Raw genomic sequence first — 20,084 nt, forward strand, 5'->3', positions numbered from 1 at the left:
AATAAATCTTGGGGACAGAATCAGACCCAGCTGGTAGGTGAATCGTTAATCTAAACTTTCACCTACCAATAACAATAAAAGATCTTTTATCATTCAAAAACTGCTCTTCTTTTTATCGGATATAAATAGTAGCAACGTTCTCAATAGTCGGGCATCATCTGCCTAAAATGCCTTAAATAATCTCCCATTTTATAGATCTTTTTTTCTTGGATAACATGGCGAACAAAATCAAGTTCCCGATAGTCCTTATCTTCAGATTTTAGATTTTCTAATACTGGATCTGATAAAGGGCGCTTTTTAATATCTGAACGCTTTATTGTGTATCACAATGGTTTCAATTACTTATCAATAATACACGATATGATCAAACTCATATACTCGGTTAAGCTCAGTTATATACAGGCATAAAAAAAGCCTAAACCATTGAGATTTAAGCTTCATTTACTTATATATCGTCATTCAACAACATACAAATTTAAGAGGTGGCGTCAATTGAACAAATTTTCTAAATAACTGTTTTATATAATTTAATATTTATACAAAAATCGCAGTGTACACCACAGTGTACAAATTATATGTTGCTGGCCTATTTTCTTCGGGTTTAGTTGCTATATCGGGAGTCAAATTCATATAAAAACAACTCCCCTCGCGCGCGCGTTTTCTTGATTATTGTCTGACGGTATAGCGGTTTGCTGTGTTTTTTCGCTGCTCAATTTTGAGCATCGCTTTTATGGAGTGGTCATCTTGACCATACCCATACTGGTGACTGTACGAAATTTCGTAGTTCATTAACCAACGCAATTTTTCGCTGGTCTACTACGGAAAACTTCAGTTTTAAAAATGCAAAACCTTATAAAACCTTATATTCAAAATACTGCACCTGTTAACAATTGTTGACATTCAAAACGCTGCACCTGTTATCAATTGTTATGGTCAGAACGGGGTACATCCTAAGAAATCCTAAGGTCAGAACCTTATAAAACCTAACCTTTGAACCTGATAAAACCTGAAATCAGAACTTCAGAAAACTTCAGTTTTATTATCAATTGTTATGGTCTGAACCTAGTGCCGGATCGACATCATTTGCACCGATTTTTATGCTCATTTTTAAGAAAATATTGCCATTAAAATTATTAAAAACACCCTGCTTTTTGCACGTAAAAACTTACATAAATCATTGAAAATTAGAGTTAATTTACTTGTTTTGCATGGTAAAATAATAACCAATTTAGAAGTGTTTTTTTAATGATTTTTCCACCTAGTTAGGGTGAAGATTTGGGATTTTGCTAAGCGTTATTAGGCCATCTCCATAGCCCTATAGATACAGTAAGAGGTTATATATGGCTACAAAAACCCTGCAACAAATAGCAAGCGCAAAAGCGGCAGGCTATAAAGATTATGAGATCTGGAATGAATTAAGGAAAACCCCAGATTTTAATGAAAGCACAAAACGAGCAAGAGCTGCCGGATATACACAAGAGCAGATTGCGAAAGACCTTGGATTAAATGTCCGCTTCGTGGATTCAAAGCCAAAACCTAGACCAAGACCACAGCAGCCAGCACCAAAGCCTGAAAAGCCGAGCTTCCTTGCGGATGTTGGTGCCGGGATGGATGATGTGTTTAGTGGTGTTAAACAAGGTGTGCTTTACGCTAAAGATGCCGTGACTGGTGGTGATGATTACGATAAATTCACCAAGGCTAAGGCTGAGGAAAAAGCCCTTTACGAGAAAACACGTAAAGCCAGTGGTGCAGGAATGAACGTAGGTCGATTCGTTGGCCAGACCGTTGCCACATTGCCAGCAGCTGGGCTATCTAAGAGTTATGGGGCTGCTAAGTTGGTATCTCTTCCTGGTATTGGAATAACAGTCCAAAATGCCGCCGTTGGTGGTGCGATTGGTGGTGTTGGCTTTGCAGAGAACGCAGAGCAGCGAAAGCAGAATATTAAAAGCGGTGCAATCGGTGGTGCTGCTGGGGGTATTGTTGCTAAGAAGGTCGGGGATACCGTAACTAAGGCGATTAATGTAAAGCAAAACCGTTTGGTTCCTGGAGCGCAAGAGATTGATGATCTAGGAAAGCAATTTGGTGTTAAGACCACGGTGGGGGATGTTAGTCGAAACCCTATAGCGCAACGTGCAGAAGTACAGATGGAGCGAGTTCCATTGGTGGGTACTACGAAGTTCCGACAAACCCAGCAAGCCCAAGTAAAAGATGCAGCTAGTAAGGTTTTGGATACGCTAAAAACTAAATTGGATGATGTTGACTACAAGTCCATTCCAAAGATTCAGTCAGCAGCAAATGCCGGGGATAAAAATGCAATACGCATCATGGGAATTGTGAACGGCGCAGGTGATGACACTGGTAAGGTTTTACAGGCTGCGGCAGAGATTAAAAACTGGCGTGGTAATCGTGTCTCATCACAAATGTATGACCGGGTACAAAAATTGGCTGGTCCTGGTGCTGTTACGCCAAATAAAACAGTTCAATCCATTGATGACATCATTGCCAGTGATTCTAAGGTCACACCAAATGCAGAGCTACAAAAAGAGCTTCTTGCTATACGTAAAAACCTCGTTGATATGAATATCAAAAAGGATTTCAAGGAAATGCGAGCGGTGCAGTCTCGTTTGGGCGAACTGGTCGATAAGTGGGGCAGACAAGGTGAAAATACATCTGCTTTTACCAAGGTTAGAACAGCCATTGATAATGACCTTCTGGACTTTGCGCAAAGCTCAGGAAATACTAGGTTATTCGGTGAGTTAAAGCGTGCCAATGCCTTGTATGCACAGCTGCAGAGTGGAAAGGATAAGGCTTTTGCAAATGCAACACGAAGCGCAGAGCCTGACCAGATTTTTAATAACTTTATGAAGGCAGGCAAAGGCGATAAAGCTGCAAACTTCTATAAAAACCTAGACCCTAAAGGACAGGCGGCATTGCGTTACCAGATGGCTGAAAACGCTTTTGAAAAAGCATGGGACCCAAACAAGGAGATATTCAGCCCTGCCAAGTTTGCTCAAGAGTTTGAGCGAAATAGCGCACCTTATAGCAACGTATTCAAAGGTGGTGATAAGGCTCAGATGGATGGATTCATCAAGTTGATGCGCCACGTTGAACGAGCAGGCCAATACATTGAGAACCAGCCAAACGGACAACGCGCCGTAGATTGGATGATTGTCGGTGGAACGGCGCTTAACCCAGCTTTGGCTGCGAAAGTAGGTGGCTTATCTGCCATGGCTAAAGTATTGCTCACTACCGAAGCAGGGAAGCGGATTTTACTCGCTGCTAAGGATTTACCACCTGGATCGGCAGGACTTACAAACCTGTTCAACTCTGCTCAAAAGTTGGCGGTGGTCGGTGCGGCTAATCAGGCCTCTCGATAATTATTGGCGATGGGAGGTTTAGGCGAGTGCTTGGCCTCTCATGTTGAAAATATTCAGCTTTGAGTCAGGGGTGGAAATTATGAAAAAAGAGTTGGGCAGACCCACGAATTTAACAGATGAAGTTATTGATAAGGCCAAAGAATACTTAATCAGAGGCTTTGAGGACGTTGGTAATACCGTTCCAAGCGTTGCAGGACTCGGCTGTTATCTTGGTGCATCACGTTCTAGTCTGTATGAATGGGCAGGAAAGGATAAAGATTTCTCGGACACGTTAGACGCTATCAAGATGAAGCAGGAGATGATGTTGATTGACGGCGGCTTAGGTAGTTCAATGAACAGCACCATTGTTAAGCTGATGCTAGCCAATCATGGGTATTCTGATAAGCAGAAGATGGATATTAGTGCCAATGTGCAGCCGGCATTTAAAATCATATTTGAAGATGATGAGCCAAACGAATTACCTAACTGAGTTTTATATCGATGATGACGCAATTTTGCGCCGTCATCGGTGACTGACTATCTTTATTTGAACTAGCTAGTTCCTAAAAATTTAGGAGCTAGGTATCGGAAATATTTCGGATACCCTCCTGGAAGCATGAAAACCCACTACACAAAAAGTGTAGTTCTCCTTAATTTGAGGATAAGTAATTCGCACGATCCAACCACCAATGGTGGATGGGCCCACTTCAGCGAAAAACTTCGTTCTACCTCACTGGGGTAAAAGTCTTAACTACGAAACTTTCGTAGACCCACACAGTGTGAATATGCTTTTCAGAAATTACCGAAACCCAGATTTTGGGTATCGGTAAAACTTCAATGTCCTCAAATTGAGGATATTCCCAACTCCACGCATTGCATAAAGTTGGACTGAGTGACTTTGAGTAACTCAGTTCCCAAAAATTTGGGATTTGAAATCCTGAATTAACTTGGTCGATTTTGGTTTTATCTGCTTCCACAAAAAAATGGAGCAGGTTTCTAGGTGAAAAACACTTGGTCACTTTTGAAATGCGAGCAAGTTTGCTCATATCCCCCATTGGGGTAGATGCTTCCCCAAAGTTGGGGAGGGTGTCCAGATTTGGACAGGGGTATATCCAAAATTGGAGACACTCTACCGATACAGGAATTCCTGTACTGATACCGATAGCGGAAATCCGCTACCGACCACCAAAAATGGTGACTGCGTAAAATTGCGCTCTTGAAAATTAGTGGAGCGTAAATGATATTCGCGTGCAGTCACATGCAAATGAGCTTGCTCAAAATTGAGCAGGGGTATTGTTTTACGACTTTCTCGTAAAATAGATACCCCCAAATTTGGTGACATCTAGCCAGCGCAAAATTGCGTTCGTTCACACGGCATAAAATTGCGCTCAGTTTTGAGTACATCTTGTCAGCGATAAAAAAGCACCTTATGGTGCTTTATTGGATTAATTGGTTTTATTGATTGCCATGTGGTCCGTTTGGGAAAAGCTCTTTCTCTTCCTCTGGGGTGAGCCTTCTCAAGGGACCTTGTTCTCTTTCCAGATCCAATAAAGAAACTGTTTCTAACTGTCGTTTCGTGAACTTAAAACCCTTGCCTTTAGTGCTGCAAGCTACAGACCAAATAGCTTCGGCAATTGTATCGGGGAAAATTATAGAGAATTCATTCTCAGGTCTTGTTATAGACTTTATGACCTCACCATTTTCATCGTATTTGGCGTATGCGAGGGTTTTTGATTTTTTACTACTACAAGAATATCTCTCAAGAGATTTTGAGCTTGTGTAGATTTCATCATTGGCTTTGCTTTTGTCGGATCTACTCCATACATCAACTGTATTACTTTTAGGATCGTACTTGTAGAAATCTTTATCTATCCAAAAACTCTCGACATTACTAGATGTCACATAAGTCCAGTTGGCGCCAAAACTAAAACTAGATGCAACTAACCCGCACACTAATAATATTTTTTTCATAATTACCCCTCTTATTAAATAACCAAATTTATAGCACATAAGTTTGATTTTGGATGGCTTAGTGGGCCAGTTGCTGCCCCAATACTGATAAGTAATTTTTGTATAAAAATCACTCATTCCGTATGTTGCTGAATATTTTTATTCTTGTTTACGCACAAAAATTAAGTTGTTTACGAATAAAATCCCGTTTGTTTACGCACAAAAAAGCCCCCGGTTAAGGAGGCTCTTCTTACTTTGTTGGAAATTTCTCTTTTATCCATGTAAGGAGTCCTGCAATTAAATCGCTAGCTGGAGTGACAACTGAGGACGAATTAGATGGGGAGTTCTCATCTCTATTAGGGGGATTAAAAGAATGTTTAATCAAATTCAGCATGATTGTTAAGGCAACTGCAAAAATAATTGTAATTAAGGTGAGGATAATTCCTGTAGACAACACCCTATTATTCAAAGGTTTTTCTTGGATATCTTGCTGTAGTTGTAATTTTTTGACTTCATTTGGTTTAATTATTTTTTTCTCTATTAACGTTAACTTTTTTTCGTCTAATTTTATTTGTTCTTTCTGTATGTTAATCGCATCTTCAGCTAATTTAAATTGAGCATTAACAAAATACCAAGATTTGTATAGCCCAACTGAAAGAAATGCACAGCTAAATATTACCCCCACTCCAAATATGATGTTTTTAAACCATCGTAACTGTTTTCTCTCTGCAGCTTCGAGGTCAATGTAAGTATTCGATACTATGTTTTCAGATGATGAAAGCATGTCCTGTTCATCTGCATTCGGAGTTGAGTTCCTCTCTGGAGAGAGAGGGCTTTGCTCTTGGTGATTTGCTGAAACTTGTTCTGGCATAATTATCTCAAAAATAAAAAGCCCTTTAAAAAAAGGGCTTAAAAAATAAAAAAGAAATTAACGTAGAAAACCTAAACCTTGTAATCGAATACGCATAGCTATCTGAGAAACATTAAATTTATCAGAAAGACCCTCGATCGTTCTAATATTTTCTTCCGTAATAGCATGCTCTAATGCAAATTTAGGCATTAACAATTGGGCAGCAAAAGTATTAGCCTGACTTTCCAAATAAGACTGAGCATTACCAGTGAATATATGCTTGCCATCACGGAGTTGATGTTTATCTGGGGTTACATGACCTAAGACATGATGGCCGATTTCATGTGCAGCAGTAAATCTACGTCTAACCACACTATCTTTTAAACTAACGTAGACGATTTTTTTGCCATCTTCTAAACATGCCATTCCATGAATATCATCCGACTCAGATGAATCCAAAGCTCTAACTTCAATATCAAGTTTCGAAAGAATATCATCTAAATCAACTGGAAGATGTCCGTTCCAATGGTTCTTTAAGACTGTATCAGCGTAAGACATAGTGTTTTACTCCAATCAGTTTGCTTACGAATAAAGTGAAAGTATTTTAAGTAATAATTCTAAGACTTCAATGGCAATAAAGATTATGTAACACCTATAAAATGCAATATATAGTGATATTGTGCAATAAAAAAATATCCATATATCGATAAATGCCCCATTAAAGGGGCATACAAGCATCAAAGCAATTGCAGTACATCGGCTTTAATCTCTGTCACTTCCTTTTCATTGCCACTTTGGTCTTTCCATTTCCTTGTTCGCAAGCTGCCCTCCACATACACCTTGCCACCTTTTTTGAGGTACTTCTGGGCAATCTCTCCCAGCTTATTGCTAGCGGTGATTCTATGCCATTCTGTGAGCTGTTTACGCTCGCCAGTAGTCTTATCTTTCCATTGTTCAGTAGTGGCCACACTGAATGCGGTAATGCTTCCGCCGTTGGGGAAAGTCTTAGTCTCAGGGTTACGACCTAATACACCCATCACTGTGGCCTTGTTTACGTTTGGCATTGGTTTAAATCTCTCTAATTTTCTCAGAATGTCCATTTTGTAGGGGCAACATGGGCAACATGGGCAACATGCTTGCTATCAAAGCGTTTCAGGCTGTTGCCTCTTTTTTTCCACTTGGGCAACATGGGCAACATTTGAGGTAAATCTTAATTTGTTGCCTTTGTTGCCTTTTGCGTTTCTCTATGGGCAACATGCTCAAAGCCTTTATTTATAAGGTTGTTGCCCTTGTTGCCTTTGTTGCCCTGTGTTTTTACTATTCCCAGCTAAAAATAGCCTCTTTAACTGCATAAACTCGAATCGATTTGCTTCGACTGGGTAGGCGAACTGTCTTTGTATTCTTCCCTGTATCATGTTCTAGCAGTTCTTGAATAAGTAAAGCCTTTGCAACTTTTCGGCTATCAAGACTTTTGCACACTTCATTTTTGAATTGCTCAGGTAGAACAAGAAATAATTTTTCGCCATTTTCTATCTTCCAGTACCCAACTCGATTAATAATCTTTTCGATATATTCGGGGTCTGGGGTGATTGATTCAAAACGGCTGGATTCATTCGCCTCAAAAAAGGCTTTAACCTGCAAGATATATTCTCGATTTTCATAATCTCCAACATACTCAAAGTCATTCACCCATTCATTAAAAACGGCCTTCACTGCATTAAATGCCGTACCTGATTTCCATCCTGTAATCCCTGCTTGAGTGGCAATCTCCCCTGCTGCTGCAATTAAGGCAAAGGCATTTGCCACTCGTACAATATGGCCTTGACTGTGACTTGCTACCAACTCAAGGTTGTATTGCTCCAATAGTTGCTTGGCTTGATTTGTGGTGCTTTCCTTGTCACTGGTTAGGTATTTAAGCCACTCCATACCAGCAACGCCGTAGGATTGATTAGAACGCTCCACTAACAGCCTAGATTGCTTCGCAGCACTTTCGGCAAAGTCAACCTGATCAAATAGCCCATGTTCGGAATGACTTATATCAATATCAATCAGGCGGATTTCCTGACCCAGCTTGGTCTTTTGTCCGCTTTCCTGCATGATTTCTTTTAAACTTTTTTCACCAGTAGATAGAAAAATAACTTTCCAATCATAAGACGGTTTAGCGGTTATCTGCTTTGTCATGCGTCCTTTGCCTTTACCATTTGCCAGCATATAAACGATATTGCCCAGCTCTTTAGGGTTAGTAACTTCCCCTATCTCGTCCAATGCTAAAAAACCGTCATTGTGCATATAAGCTGTATGTTCTAAAGCATTGCCTGTGGATTTCCATGTTTTATGATATTTGCTAGGTTTTCCCCATACGCTGCACCCAACATACAAGGCCGTTGTTTTACCTTTTGAGGATTGCCCTTTGAAGTGAACGCCTGCACCATTCTGCTGCTCCAATGGGGCAAGTAATTGACCAGCAAAAGCGGAACTCAGTGCGACTACTAATTTGCTATGGGTGGCAATAGGGATAGAAATGTTATTTTGCCACTGTTCCAAAGTGCCGTTGCTTTGATAATTACTATCGACCCCTTGTGCAGTTTGATAAACAATTGAATCACCATTTTCATGCTGTCCGATCTGCTTGTTGGGCAATACGAATATATTGTCATGCCACCCCACGCGGTCAACACATAACGCCCTAGCATCAGTCGGGTAACTCATTAAATAGCTTTGCAGTAAATTTCTCGCCCTTCCATCAGGTGCAATAATTACCCCTTGATAAGCTAAGGCTTTGCGTAGCTCTACACCGTCCGACTGGAATAGCTCCATAGATAAGGCTTGAGTATGTTTAACTCCATCAGCGTCATACCATTCTAACAAGCGACCCCATGCGTTATTAGTCGTGTCCCTTGTTTGTGCCAGCACATTAATAGGACTTGATATATAACGCCTCAATTCATCCTCTTTGGTTTGTTCAATGTAATACAAGCCATTTTCAAGGAGATGAAATACACCGTCACCATATTTAAACGGCTTGGCTAAATGCCCTTTAGGTAAACTGGTCTTTTCGGGTAAAGCCTCTATAGCCTCATCAAGAAACGCCAGTATTTCGGCTGTGCAATCCTCTTTATTGAACTGATAGAAGAACTCACTCACACCAATTTTTAAATACTGGTTAAGCAATCTTACAGCCGTGTTTTGTTCCAATGCTTTGAATGGCTCAAGGTGCATTTGCTCAGGTGTGACAGGTAAATAAAGCTGCTTATAGCCTGCCTGTGATAGCTGGTTAATAACGAACTGTATTTGTTCAAAATCAAACGGCTTTAATGCTGTTAGGTGTTTACTGCATAGGTTCGGCAATATAACCAATACAACGGCGTAGCCAGTCTGTGCAACTTTAAAGAATGCCTCTAGGCTGTAAGTGATAATGACAGGCTTGGCATGGTCAAAATCGCCATACCTTGCAAAACCTTTAGCCAGTCCTCTATCTGTATTTTCCCCATCAATTGTGAGGTCTACCATCTCGCCATCTATCAAGACTGCACTTTGAATATGCTCAAGCTGCCCATTGTAGATAGGCATAATCAAGGGTTTGGCTTCACTGCCATCATCAACATAGATCGGCTGCTCAGGACTGCCAAAACGCTGTATTAATGGATGTGATGAATAAGCATCATTAAACGATACAAGCTGCACACATTCGTTTAAAATGGCATCGGGTGCTATTAGTTCTTTGGGGTGGTCATAATCAAGCATTGTGGCTACCCCCTTTCATTTTCTCCCATTCAGTCTTATATGCTTCTGCCTCTTTAGCATGGTTGCGGTGGCGGTCTTCTGCTAAATATTCATACATATCTAAATGAGTGACCAACTCAGAAAAATGATACTGACTGACTTCTTTTCCACTCTCTGCCAGCTTGTTTAACTTCATTACTTCTTTTCTGATATGGCTGATTGCTGTACACATCCAATTCATATCTGATTCGGATAATGAAGCTAGGTCATGCATGTCGCCTGCATCGTATTTTTTAGGTGTATTTGTAGAATTGATTTGATTAGGCATGAGAATGCGCTCCTAGATTTGATTTAGAAGCTCTGCCAATTACGACCAAGTAATTATGGTGGCAAAGCTGAAAGGGGTTGGTCGACCAGTAATCTAGGTAACTGGCACACTCGAAAGTGTCCCCCTCCAGCTCCGCCATAACATGCGAACGCATAGAGAAAATACACATACAAAAAAAGTCCATTAAGCGGACTGTATGCGCTAGATATTCATAGCCGACCAAAGCTAACTTTGAGATTTTGCTCAAAGCCCGATTAATATAACCATACTTGGGCATGTTAGCAATATCGAATAATTTGTTTTTCATGCTTCTGCCCCTCTCAAGTAAGCATCAATAAGCTGCTGTAAGCTCTCCCCATGCAGCACCACAACGCCAGTAGCTTGAGGGTTTTGCATAAGTTGCTTCATACCGTCATCAATGGCTTGAACTCCACCGCCTACGGTGATTAGTTCGATAAAACTACAAGCCTCATTGTTTACGATTAAATCCGCCTCAATATCTGCCTCGGTGTTAGTGCGATATGAAGCCAGTACAATGTCTTTCATGCTTTCACCTCACTGCACACGGTTAATATGGATATCTGAATTAATCAAAACGCCGTCATTTGATAATCCGACTTGCTGGCGGTTATCCATCATTTGTAATAAATGCTGTTCTGCTTCTTCAAAGCTAATGCCGAAATGCTTTGCAATGTCCTCTAGGCTGTACATAGGTTCGCCGTCATCCGTGTAACCGCTTGGCGGTGGCAGTAGGTTTAATTCCTTAGCCTTTTGGTGCATTTCCGCTTTGATATGCTCAGGCGTGTAGTGCATCGTTAAAATGAGTGCCTGCTCAGTGATGGGGTGGTGTTCTCCGTACTGGGCCAGCATTGCTTTGTAGTGGTCAAAGGCTTTGAAAAATTCAGGGGCTACATGCTCAGTCATTGTGTATACCCTCAAAAGTTAGCTGTAAATTATTTTTGCATGTAGTGATTCTTAGATTTAAATCACGCATTGAATAACGATGGTTCACCAATCCAGTGCCATGAAATGAGCCTTTCGCTTTTTGGGTCTTTGCCTGCATACATAAGCGGTTTAATTCTTCATAAGCGGTCTGTCTTGCTGAATAGCTCCCAGTCTTGCGTATGGTCGGCAATACCTCAGCAAATACCCAATTTTGGAAGTTCAACGCTTCGGGTTTGGTTGATCTGAATACAATGCGGTAAAGGTTTTCTTCACTGATAAAGGTAATAAACTGATTTCCGCTTATAGTGGGGTACACAAACTATGTGTACCCTTTGGATTTAAATTAAATCGGCTTGGGTTTGCTCTTTGCATTCCTAACGCATTGCATACGTCAGCAAGACAAAACAAAGGCTGTCCGCTTGCATCAAGGGCAACCCTTACGCCGTGTTCATTAAAATTGAAAATAGATGGTTTCATGGTTAAACCCCTTTGAGTTCATAACGTGCATGAGTACCAGTACCCGAACTATTACGCTCGTTATAGGTCACAATGTCATAACCTGAATTGCGTAAACGCTTGATGATTGCACTCAGGCGGTAACACTTAAAAAGGCGGATTGCATCAACCTGGGTAATGCTTCTGCCTTGTTTGAGGTGGTCTAAAACTTGCTTTAATTGGGTGTTATAAGTGCTTTCCATTCTATTAAGCCTCCATTGCTGCAAGGCTTTGCTTTTGCTTGTTGTGCCACTCTACAAGCTCGGAATAGTCAAAATATACTGGGGCCTGTTTGCTATCCCCTGTTTTGATTGGTCGCGGAAATGCTGCATCAGTACGCACGATATGGCGTAATGATTCACGGCTTACATCAAGAATTTGGCAAGCTGTTTTGAATTGAACACGGATTGGATTAATGGTCATTTATGCACCTACATGGCTAAATATTGTTAGGGCATAAAAACAAATAAATATTGGGGTCAGGAAGCATCAAAGGGGTAATGGCAATATATAAAAACTGCCATTACCCTAAAATAAGACTATGATTTTTATTGTTTTATTAGGGTAATACCTTTGGTTCTATTTAGGGGTTGGTTTTTCTATTTCCTCCATTTTTAGCAATGGGGTGACGGCAGATTTTATCGATTGCAGTTTGAATATAGTCGCTATCCATATCAGGATGATGTTCTTGAATCCATGCTTTCACATGCTTTTGTTGGGGTATTGGTTGCGGTTGTTTGCTATCAGGGTCAAAATCTTTCCACCAATGATTTACAACCGCCTTTACAGCTTCGAGTGCTGGCGTTGTATATGTAGGTTCAGGCAATAAAATTACATCATTCTGATTTGTCGTTTCTTGATGATATGGTTGAACCTGATTGACTTGAATCTCTGCTTGCTGTGTTAGTTCAAGGTAGTCATTCTTTTTCAGCCATGCTTTTAACTCTTCTCTGTGTATTTTTGTTTTAGGGTAAGACATGGTGTCGATGTCATCTATCCCAACTCTTGATTGTTCGATAGATTCGATATAATTACCGTAATCATTTTCACGCTCTAAAACTATTAAGGGTGATTTCAATTCTTGAGTAGCAACCGCCTCAACTAATGCCCTCATCATCATTAAGCAATCCATCCAATTGATAGGCTTCTTATGTTTTAGTTGAAAAACTATATTGTTGTTATAGCCAAACTCATAATCAAATGGATTAATAGCACACGTTAAAAGGCTTGCCTCTGCTATAGATAGTATTTTTATATCTTTCCAATGCGTAAGGTTTGGGCTGCCAGCCTTTTGATATAATTCTCGGATTGTAGCCATTCTTATTTCGCCTCCCAAGCATCCCCAAAAAGCTGCTAAGTCAATCGGATTGGGTGTCCGACTTTCGCCCCGTCAGGCTAGACTTAGCAAACTGAATATAATCTATATTTACCTATATTTGTGCATTTATTGGCTAGTAGCGCGACATACTTTGTCACTTAGCCTTTTTAAACTGGATGATGCTCTGATCTGCAATTTCTTCTAAATGGTTCGCGTACCATTGCATCATATTGGCCCTGTCCTGTAGGTACTGGGCCTTGTTATACACCCCTGCTACACCGTCCTTTACGTGTGCCAGTGCTGCCTCAATATGACGTTCATCAAAACCACGATTGTTTAGTAAGGTGCTGGCAATATGCCTAAATCCATGCGGTGTCTGTCTGCCCTCATACCCCATACGGCGCAAGGCCATAATGAAAACCGTGTCTGACTTTGGCTTGCTCTTGTCCGATCTGCTCGGAAATAAATAATCTGAATTGGTTTGGTAGGTCTGCAACTCTTTTAATATTGCTAATGCTTGAGTAGATAAAGGAACGATATGCTCACGGCGTTTCTTCATACGCTCGGCTGGTATATTCCACACCCCTTGATCTAGGTCGAACTCCTGCCACCTGGCTTCTCTTAGCTCGGTAGGTCGGCAGAACAACATAGCTAAAAGCTGCAATCCCATCCGAACGTCCATGGTTGGATAATTATTGATTGCTCTAAGTAGTGCTGGTAGTTCCTGTTCACTCACATGGGACATATTTTGCTTAATACCTTGCTGTAGGTATTTTTGGATGCCTTCAACTGGGTTGTAATCAATACGGCCTGTCACCTTTGCAAAATCGTATATATCGCGACACATGGCACGAACTCGATTTACTTGTTCATAGATGCCCTGCTTTTGTTGAATCCCTTTTAAATGATTCATCCATTCAATCGGTTTGATTGTGGTGTACAAGCGTTTGCCGAAAATTGGGAATATGTGTTTTTCTAATGCACTCTTATTTCGGGTCATGGTGTCCTGTACCCAAGTATTCGCTTTTGTGTCCAGCCATTCACGTGCCAACACTTCAAAGGTAGCGTTATTCTGCTCAAGCTCTTTGCGCTTGCGTTCTTGTTTGGTAATGATTGGATTATCGCCGTGTGAAATGTCTTGAACTATCTCAGATGCTTTTTTCCTTGCACCTTTACCCGATAATTCGGGGTAAGTGCCAATGCCTAGCCACGACCATTTACCATCAGCTTTTTTATATCTGAATAACCATGCTTTTTTACCATCAGGCTTTACACGAAAATATAAGCCATCGCCGTCCAGCTCCCGATATTCTTTTGATTCAGGCTCAAGGTTAGCCAGTACGGTATCTGATAAAGGTCTACGTTTAATTTCTGTTCTTTTCATAGCTTGTACACCAACGGATTCAATAAATCTTGCAATGTACAAGACAGTGTACACGGCGTATGTACACTGTAGCTAGTTATATTTAGTTATGTTTAGGCAAGAAAAAAGGCTCAATCCCTTTAGAATCAAGCCTTTTCGTTTTAAAACTTGGCATATTTTGCCATGTTTTGTTAGGTATTTGGTGGAGGTGGCGGGAGTTGAACCCGCGTCCGCCAGCACTACGCTCGAGAATACTACATGCTTAGATATCGTCTATTGTTTTAACTCTTTGTGACCCGACGAACAGGGTACAAATCGCGATCCTCTAAGTTTAGTACAAAGCCCCGAGGCTTGGCTTTATACGGACTTGTGTGCGTGCGCTTCAGTCGGACTCTCTAACCACAAGTATTCGGAGAGGCGGACAAGCTGCCCTTAGGCAGCTAGAGCGTATGATTCGTCGTTTGCGACTATTAAAATGCAAATTTGATTTACGAGAGAAAATGCGCTCTCGACATGCATCTATGAGTTTCATCACCAGCGTCGAAGCCAGAAACACCCCCAAAGTAGACCGCAATCATAACATAAATGTTCAAACCCGCAGTGCGTTTTTTAAACATTTACACAAACAGATGCGATTAATTTAATAATTGCGTTAATATTTTATTTTTCAAGTCCTATAAAAGAAAAAATTATGAGCTATTTACTTGCACTCGATCAGGGAACCACCTCTAGCCGTGCGATCATCTTTAATGAACAGGGAAAAGTTCAAGCAACAGCTCAGCGTGAAATACATATCTCTACCCCACATTCAGGCTGGGTAGAACAGGATGCACAGGAAATCTGGACCACACAAATTGCAGTTGTGCAGCAGGCCCTCGCCTCGGCCCGTATTCTGGCAAAAGATATCAAAGCCATTGGACTGACCAATCAGCGTGAAACCACCGTGGTTTGGGATAAGCGCACGGGCAAACCGCTTGCCCCTGCAATTGTCTGGCAAGACCGCCGTGCAACTGAATGGTGTAATCAGCTCCTGCAAAAAAATTTACAGAATAAAATCCAGCAGAAAACCGGTTTATTGATTGACCCTTATTTCAGTGCCGGAAAACTGGTCTGGTTGCTGGAAAATATCGAAGGTCTGCGTGATCTAGCACAACAGGGACATGTGGCTTTTGGAACAGTCGATAGCTGGCTGATGTGGAATTTAACCCAAGGTGCAGAACATGTCATTGAAGCCAGCAATGCCTCCCGTACTATGCTGATGAATCTGCAAACTCAGGCCTGGGATGAAGAATTGCTACAGCTGTTTAATATCCCGCGTTCAGTTCTGCCGCAAATTATTGCTTCGGATAGCTATATGGCAGACACGGCTACAGGTTTATTGGGCGCAAATATCCCAATTATGGGAATTTTGGGCGATCAGCAATCGGCCCTGTTTGGCCAGTCCTGCTTTGAAGTGGGTAGTGCAAAAAATACCTATGGCACGGGTTGCTTCATGCTGTTCAATACGGGGCATCAGGTGCAATTTAGCCACAACAAGCTCTTGAGCACCTTAGCTTGGCAATGTCATGAAAAAACCACTTATGCACTGGAAGGCAGTGTATTTATGGCGGGTGCCATTGTGCAATGGTTACGTGATGGTTTAGGAATTATTCAAAACAGTCGTGAAGTCGAACAGCTGGCTTGTCAGGTAAAAGATACCGACGGCGTAGTTTTGGTGCCGGCTTTTACCGGACTCGGTGCTCCGCATTGGGACAGTGATGCCCGAGCCCTGCTCTGCGGCATGTCCCGTGGGACCAATAAAGCCCATATTGCCCGTGCAGCTTTGGAATCGATAGCCTTTCAGGTCTCCGATGTCCTGATGGCCATGCAATCCGATATTACCCATCCCTTAAAAGAACTGCGCGTCGATGGCGGTGCAAGTAGCAATGACATGCTGATGCAGTTTCAGGCAGATATGTTAAATGTGCCGGTATTGCGTCCTAAAATGCTGGAATCTACCGCTTGGGGTGCAGCAGCCATGGCCGGATTAAAAGCTGGCGTATTTTCCAGCATGTCAGATATTTCTGCATCATGGCAACTGGAGTGGGCTTTTGAACCCAATATGAATCAAGACCAGCGCCAATTTCATCTAAACAAATGGCAAACTGCATTAAAGCGGGCTAAATCAGATATTTAATATCTTCATATCCAAGATAATAAAAAACCGCTTCGAAAAGCGGTTTTTTATTAATGTGCATGTCCACCACCGGTGACACCGTTTTTGGGTTTTGGACATAGCCAGATAATCAGTGCGGCAAAAATAAACACCAGCGCCAGAATTAAAAACACATGGTTAGCAGATAAGGTAGACGCTTCTTTATCGACCAGACTCGAGATATAGCCCAAACTGCTTTCTGGACTCATTCCTCTTTGGGTCAGGATATTTTGCACTTCATCCATATGCAGGCTTCCTGCCATCTCGCTACGTGCCACTTTGCCATGATCATCCCAAATGGTAACGGCAATCGACGCTCCAATTGCCCCGGCCATGGTTCTGAGGAAGTTCATCAAACCGGCAGCAGAAGCCATTTCTTGCGGCAATACTGAAGCCAGAGCCATATTGGAGAGTGGAATAAAGAAAAACGGTACGGCAAAACCTTGCAAGATTTGCGGCAATGCCAAGGCCATAAAGTCGGCTTCAGTAGTCCAGAAGGCCCGCATCAGGGTCACCCCGCCCAGCAGACATAAACCAAAACTGGCCAAAGCCCGCTGATCATATTTGGTCGCCAGTTTGGCCACAATGGGCGACATCAGCAAACTGCCAAAACCCATGGTGGCAGTCAAATAACCTGCCCAAGTGGCAGTATAGCCAAGATTCACCTGTAACCATTGTGGAATCATGACAATACTGCCAAAAAAGGCCCCAAAACCAAAGGCTAAAGCCAAAACGGAAATGGTAAATCCACGATATTTAAAGATCTGGATATTCACCACCGGGTGGCGTTCAGTGAGTTCCCAAATGGTAAAAACGATGAGCCCGATCAAGGCAATCATGGCCAAAATAACAATAAAGGGATGATTAAACCAGTCATACTCATGGCCTAAATCCAGCATCAGCTGCAATGCCCCAATCCATAAAATTAGCAGCAATAATCCGCCCATATCAATTTTGAGTGTATTGGTTGCTGTTTCAGCAGATTTCAGCAAACGCATGGCGGCGAGTGCACAACCAATCCCGACGGGGATATTGATAAAGAAAATCCAGTGCCAGGACCAGTTATCACTAATGGTACCCCCCAGAATTGGTCCTAAAATAGGTCCCACAACCGTGGTCATGGCCCACATGCCCATCGCCTGCGACTGTTTCTCCGGTGGGAAAATACGCATCAGCAGGGTTTGACTAAGCGGCATAATCGGCCCGCCAAACAGGCCTTGTCCAATTCGGCAAAATACCAGCATTTCCAGACTGGTGGATAAACCACAAAGCACCGAAAACAGGGTAAAGCCGAACAGGCTGATGACAAAGATCCGGACTGTGCCAAAGCGTCCCGCCAACCAGCCGGTTAAAGGCACACAAATAGCTTCGGCAACGGCATAGGAGGTAATCACCCAAGTCCCTTGCGATGCAGAAACAGCAAGACTGCCGGTAATATGCGGAACCGAGACATTGGCAATGGTCATGTCCAGCACGACCATAAAATTGGCAAAGGCCAGTACAAATGCCGCCAGAAGCAGGCGGCCGCCAGTCAGGTTCGGTATAGGAGCGTAGTTATTCATAAATGACTACTTCGAAGACAAATCGATCTTCGCCTCCATAGACAGCCCCACCCGTAACGGATGTTCAGCCAGTTCTTTGGGATCAAGCTTGATGCGAACCGGCAAGCGCTGAACTACCTTAATCCAGTTACCTGTCGCATTTTGTGCCGGAATCAATGCAAAGGCGGAACCGGTTCCGCCAGAGAAGCCTTGTACTGTGCCGTGATACTCGACTGAATCTCCATACAGGTCAGAGGTTAAGACCGCTTTTTGACCGGGACGGACTTTTTCCAGCTGACTTTCTTTAAAATTGGCATCGACATACAGTTGTGAGGTCGGCACCACCATCATCAAGACAGTACCCGGTGCCACACGCTGACCAACCTGAATATTACGGCGTGTCACCACCCCATCAAAAGGAGCCTTGATTTCAGTACGCTCCAGATCTAACACAGCCTGCTTTAATTTGGCCTGTGCCACCAAAACATCAGGCGTGCTATTTTCATTGGCGCCGCGAATCAGTGCTTCATTGGCCGCTAGGTTGCTTTGTGCCGCTTTTTGGCTGGATTTAGCTTGTGCCAAACCGGCTTGTGCCGATTCATAAACCGCTTTGGCGGTATTCAGTGCGCTTTGTGCCGTACTGAGTTCTTCTTTAGAAATGGCGCCAGAGGCACTGAGTTTTTCACGACGGCTTAAGTCATCTTGTGCCTTATCCATTTTAGCTTTGGCCTCGGCCACTTTGGCTTCAGCACTATGAATGGCATCATCACTGACAAAAATTTGTGAATTCAGTGAGCTGCTATTGGCTTGCGTCTGTTTATATTGACGCTGTGCCTTGATCAGTTCTGCTTTGGCTGCAGCCAGCGCAATTTCTGCATCGCGCTGATCAACACGTACCAACAGATCACCTTTTTTGACCGTTTGAGTATCACTGACCAATACCTGTTCGACTTGTCCGGTGACCATAGAAGTGATTGAGGCCGTTTCTGCACCTACATAGGCATTATCGGTATCGACAGAATGATTGAAAAATAATGTCCAGATGGCATATAAAATCACAGCAAGGATTAAAATCAGTGCCACAAATCCCAAAGCCTTTTTTCGTTTTGCTTTGAGTTGCTGGTCAGTTACCTGTTCAGACTGTTGAGCATCTGGCGGCGTAATTTGAACATCTGTCATGCATGTTTCCTAAATCCAACAGCCCCCATCAGCAAGCAGCCCTGATCTGCTACCTTAACAAGAGGCATCTAGATCGTAGCAAGCTCATTTTGATGGGACGTTATTCTTGTAAAAATTTTTGATGCATTTTAAGAGTAAAAAATCATATTTTGAGAATAAAAATGTAACTCACCAGTTTCCAAAACAAATTCAGCACCGGATTTTCATCCAATGCCACATATTGACCTGACTTCTGCTTAGCTGGCTTCAAACAAGTTTAATAAGCATAAGAAGCGATGGCGGTTGCAATCGCTTTGTCTTCATCATTGACTAAGGTCATGCGCATGGTGCAACCTTTCCGACCTAAACGCAAAGTCTCGGCACGTGCAGTAAAAGAATTGCCGCGACCCGGTGCAAGATAATCGACCCGCATATCAACTGTTGCCAAACGGGATACCTTCTTAATGGTCTCGGGCAAATCATCAGGAGTGGCTTTCTTATACAGCTCCCCCATGGCCACAATCCCGCCAATACTGTCTAAAATGGTCGCCGCAACACCGCCATGCAAAATCTGAAATGCCACATTGCCAATCATATACGGCTGCATGTCGATATGGGCTTCAATCTGCCCATCCACTACCCGCATGTTCATGCCATTGTGCTGAAAGAAAGGAGATTTATTAAAAGCCTTGCATAACTGGTTCAGCAATACATCAATATCAACTTTCGAGCCGAAATGTATATGACCGGTCCAACTTTTTTCTGTTTCGTTTACCATTCGCTCGAATTTCCTGATTGAATAAAAATCTGTTAAACATCACCCAAAAACATATTCTAGGGCTACAATAGCCAAAGTTTAATAC

At 42.3% G+C, this 20,084-nt stretch carries 20 protein-coding genes, 1 other RNA gene and 2 pseudogenes; 3 read left to right on the top strand and 20 right to left on the bottom strand.

What is annotated here, in order from left to right; translation table 11 throughout:
• Positions 1–227: 227 nt before the first annotated feature.
• Positions 228–317 (bottom strand): annotated as a pseudogene (locus tag FTU91_RS16550) (DUF4102 domain-containing protein); the annotation flags it as partial.
• A gap of 1,023 nt (positions 318–1,340) precedes the next feature.
• Here FTU91_RS16550 and FTU91_RS04970 point away from each other — a divergent pair.
• A complete protein-coding gene (locus FTU91_RS04970) occupies positions 1,341–3,377 on the top strand; it encodes a hypothetical protein (RefSeq protein ID WP_180081226.1) in 2,037 nt (678 codons plus the stop codon).
• Between the two features lie 79 nt (positions 3,378–3,456).
• Positions 3,457–3,846 carry a DNA-packaging protein gene (locus FTU91_RS04975; protein WP_180081228.1) on the top strand — a complete coding sequence of 130 codons (390 nt, stop codon included), beginning with the start codon at positions 3,457–3,459 and terminating at the stop codon, positions 3,844–3,846.
• A 639-nt stretch (positions 3,847–4,485) separates the two neighbouring features.
• On the opposite strand, the gene FTU91_RS16460 is transcribed toward FTU91_RS04975, so the two are convergent.
• The 16 genes and pseudogenes from FTU91_RS16460 to ssrA all read right to left on the bottom strand — a co-directional run bounded on the left by FTU91_RS16460 (position 4,486) and on the right by ssrA (position 14,888).
• Positions 4,486–4,698, bottom strand: coding sequence for a hypothetical protein (locus tag FTU91_RS16460; protein ID WP_218944729.1), 213 nt, complete (start codon positions 4,696–4,698; stop codon positions 4,486–4,488).
• A gap of 113 nt (positions 4,699–4,811) precedes the next feature.
• Complete coding sequence (locus tag FTU91_RS04980; protein ID WP_180081230.1) at positions 4,812–5,444, bottom strand: surface-adhesin E family protein; 633 nt, start codon at positions 5,442–5,444, stop codon at positions 4,812–4,814.
• A 112-nt stretch (positions 5,445–5,556) separates the two neighbouring features.
• Complete coding sequence (locus FTU91_RS04985) at positions 5,557–6,177, bottom strand: hypothetical protein (protein WP_180081232.1); 621 nt, start codon at positions 6,175–6,177, stop codon at positions 5,557–5,559.
• Between the two features lie 57 nt (positions 6,178–6,234).
• Positions 6,235–6,714 carry an ImmA/IrrE family metallo-endopeptidase gene (locus FTU91_RS04990; protein ID WP_180081234.1) on the bottom strand — a complete coding sequence of 160 codons (480 nt, stop codon included), beginning with the start codon at positions 6,712–6,714 and terminating at the stop codon, positions 6,235–6,237.
• Between the two features lie 179 nt (positions 6,715–6,893).
• A complete protein-coding gene (gene ssb, locus FTU91_RS04995) occupies positions 6,894–7,220 on the bottom strand; it encodes a single-stranded DNA-binding protein (protein ID WP_180081235.1) in 327 nt (108 codons plus the stop codon).
• A 253-nt stretch (positions 7,221–7,473) separates the two neighbouring features.
• Positions 7,474–9,900, bottom strand: coding sequence for a DUF927 domain-containing protein (locus tag FTU91_RS05000; RefSeq protein ID WP_180081237.1), 2,427 nt, complete (start codon positions 9,898–9,900; stop codon positions 7,474–7,476).
• Positions 9,893–10,207, bottom strand: coding sequence for a hypothetical protein (locus FTU91_RS05005; protein WP_180081239.1), 315 nt, complete (start codon positions 10,205–10,207; stop codon positions 9,893–9,895). Before FTU91_RS05005 ends, FTU91_RS05000 begins: the two co-directional genes overlap by 8 nt.
• The gene (locus FTU91_RS16555; RefSeq protein WP_257221655.1) at positions 10,200–10,514 is read right to left on the bottom strand and encodes a hypothetical protein; all 315 of its coding nucleotides are present in this window, start codon (positions 10,512–10,514) and stop codon (positions 10,200–10,202) included. The genes FTU91_RS05005 and FTU91_RS16555 overlap by 8 nt, the downstream gene beginning before the upstream one ends.
• Positions 10,511–10,753 carry a hypothetical protein gene (locus FTU91_RS05010; RefSeq protein WP_120367651.1) on the bottom strand — a complete coding sequence of 81 codons (243 nt, stop codon included), beginning with the start codon at positions 10,751–10,753 and terminating at the stop codon, positions 10,511–10,513. The genes FTU91_RS16555 and FTU91_RS05010 overlap by 4 nt, the downstream gene beginning before the upstream one ends.
• A 9-nt stretch (positions 10,754–10,762) precedes the next feature.
• Positions 10,763–11,131, bottom strand: a complete 369-nt coding sequence (locus FTU91_RS05015) for a hypothetical protein (RefSeq protein ID WP_180081241.1) — start codon at positions 11,129–11,131, stop codon at positions 10,763–10,765.
• Positions 11,124–11,629 (bottom strand): annotated as a pseudogene (locus tag FTU91_RS05020) (Bro-N domain-containing protein). Before FTU91_RS05020 ends, FTU91_RS05015 begins: the two are co-directional and overlap by 8 nt.
• A gap of 2 nt (positions 11,630–11,631) precedes the next feature.
• Complete coding sequence (locus tag FTU91_RS05025; protein WP_180081243.1) at positions 11,632–11,850, bottom strand: helix-turn-helix domain-containing protein; 219 nt, start codon at positions 11,848–11,850, stop codon at positions 11,632–11,634.
• Between the two features lie 4 nt (positions 11,851–11,854).
• Positions 11,855–12,070: a transcriptional regulator gene (locus FTU91_RS05030; RefSeq protein ID WP_180081245.1), complete on the bottom strand. Its 216-nt coding sequence runs from the start codon at positions 12,068–12,070 to the stop codon at positions 11,855–11,857.
• 160 nt (positions 12,071–12,230) lie between these two features.
• Positions 12,231–12,965 (bottom strand): hypothetical protein, encoded by a 735-nt coding sequence (locus FTU91_RS05035; protein WP_180081247.1) that lies wholly within the window; start codon positions 12,963–12,965, stop codon positions 12,231–12,233.
• A 154-nt stretch (positions 12,966–13,119) separates the two neighbouring features.
• Positions 13,120–14,349 (bottom strand): tyrosine-type recombinase/integrase, encoded by a 1,230-nt coding sequence (locus FTU91_RS05040; RefSeq protein ID WP_180081256.1) that lies wholly within the window; start codon positions 14,347–14,349, stop codon positions 13,120–13,122.
• 179 nt (positions 14,350–14,528) lie between these two features.
• Positions 14,529–14,888: a transfer-messenger RNA gene (gene ssrA / locus FTU91_RS05045) on the bottom strand.
• 131 nt (positions 14,889–15,019) lie between these two features.
• Here ssrA and glpK point away from each other — a divergent pair.
• A complete protein-coding gene (glpK, locus tag FTU91_RS05050; RefSeq protein WP_180081258.1) occupies positions 15,020–16,504 on the top strand; it encodes a glycerol kinase GlpK in 1,485 nt (494 codons plus the stop codon).
• Between the two features lie 50 nt (positions 16,505–16,554).
• Here the strand turns inward: glpK and FTU91_RS05055 are convergent, their stop codons facing one another.
• From FTU91_RS05055 to FTU91_RS05065, 3 genes are all read right to left on the bottom strand, one after another.
• Positions 16,555–18,084, bottom strand: coding sequence for a DHA2 family efflux MFS transporter permease subunit (locus FTU91_RS05055; RefSeq protein WP_180081260.1), 1,530 nt, complete (start codon positions 18,082–18,084; stop codon positions 16,555–16,557).
• A 6-nt stretch (positions 18,085–18,090) separates the two neighbouring features.
• Complete coding sequence (locus FTU91_RS05060) at positions 18,091–19,242, bottom strand: HlyD family efflux transporter periplasmic adaptor subunit (protein ID WP_180081262.1); 1,152 nt, start codon at positions 19,240–19,242, stop codon at positions 18,091–18,093.
• Positions 19,243–19,498: 256 nt separating this feature from the next.
• A complete protein-coding gene (locus tag FTU91_RS05065; RefSeq protein WP_180042464.1) occupies positions 19,499–19,999 on the bottom strand; it encodes a thioesterase family protein in 501 nt (166 codons plus the stop codon).
• Positions 20,000–20,084 lie beyond the last annotated feature (85 nt).

Origin of the sequence: Acinetobacter sp. YH12201, from assembly GCF_013418145.1 — a bacterium.
Lineage (GTDB): Bacteria > Pseudomonadota > Gammaproteobacteria > Pseudomonadales > Moraxellaceae > Acinetobacter.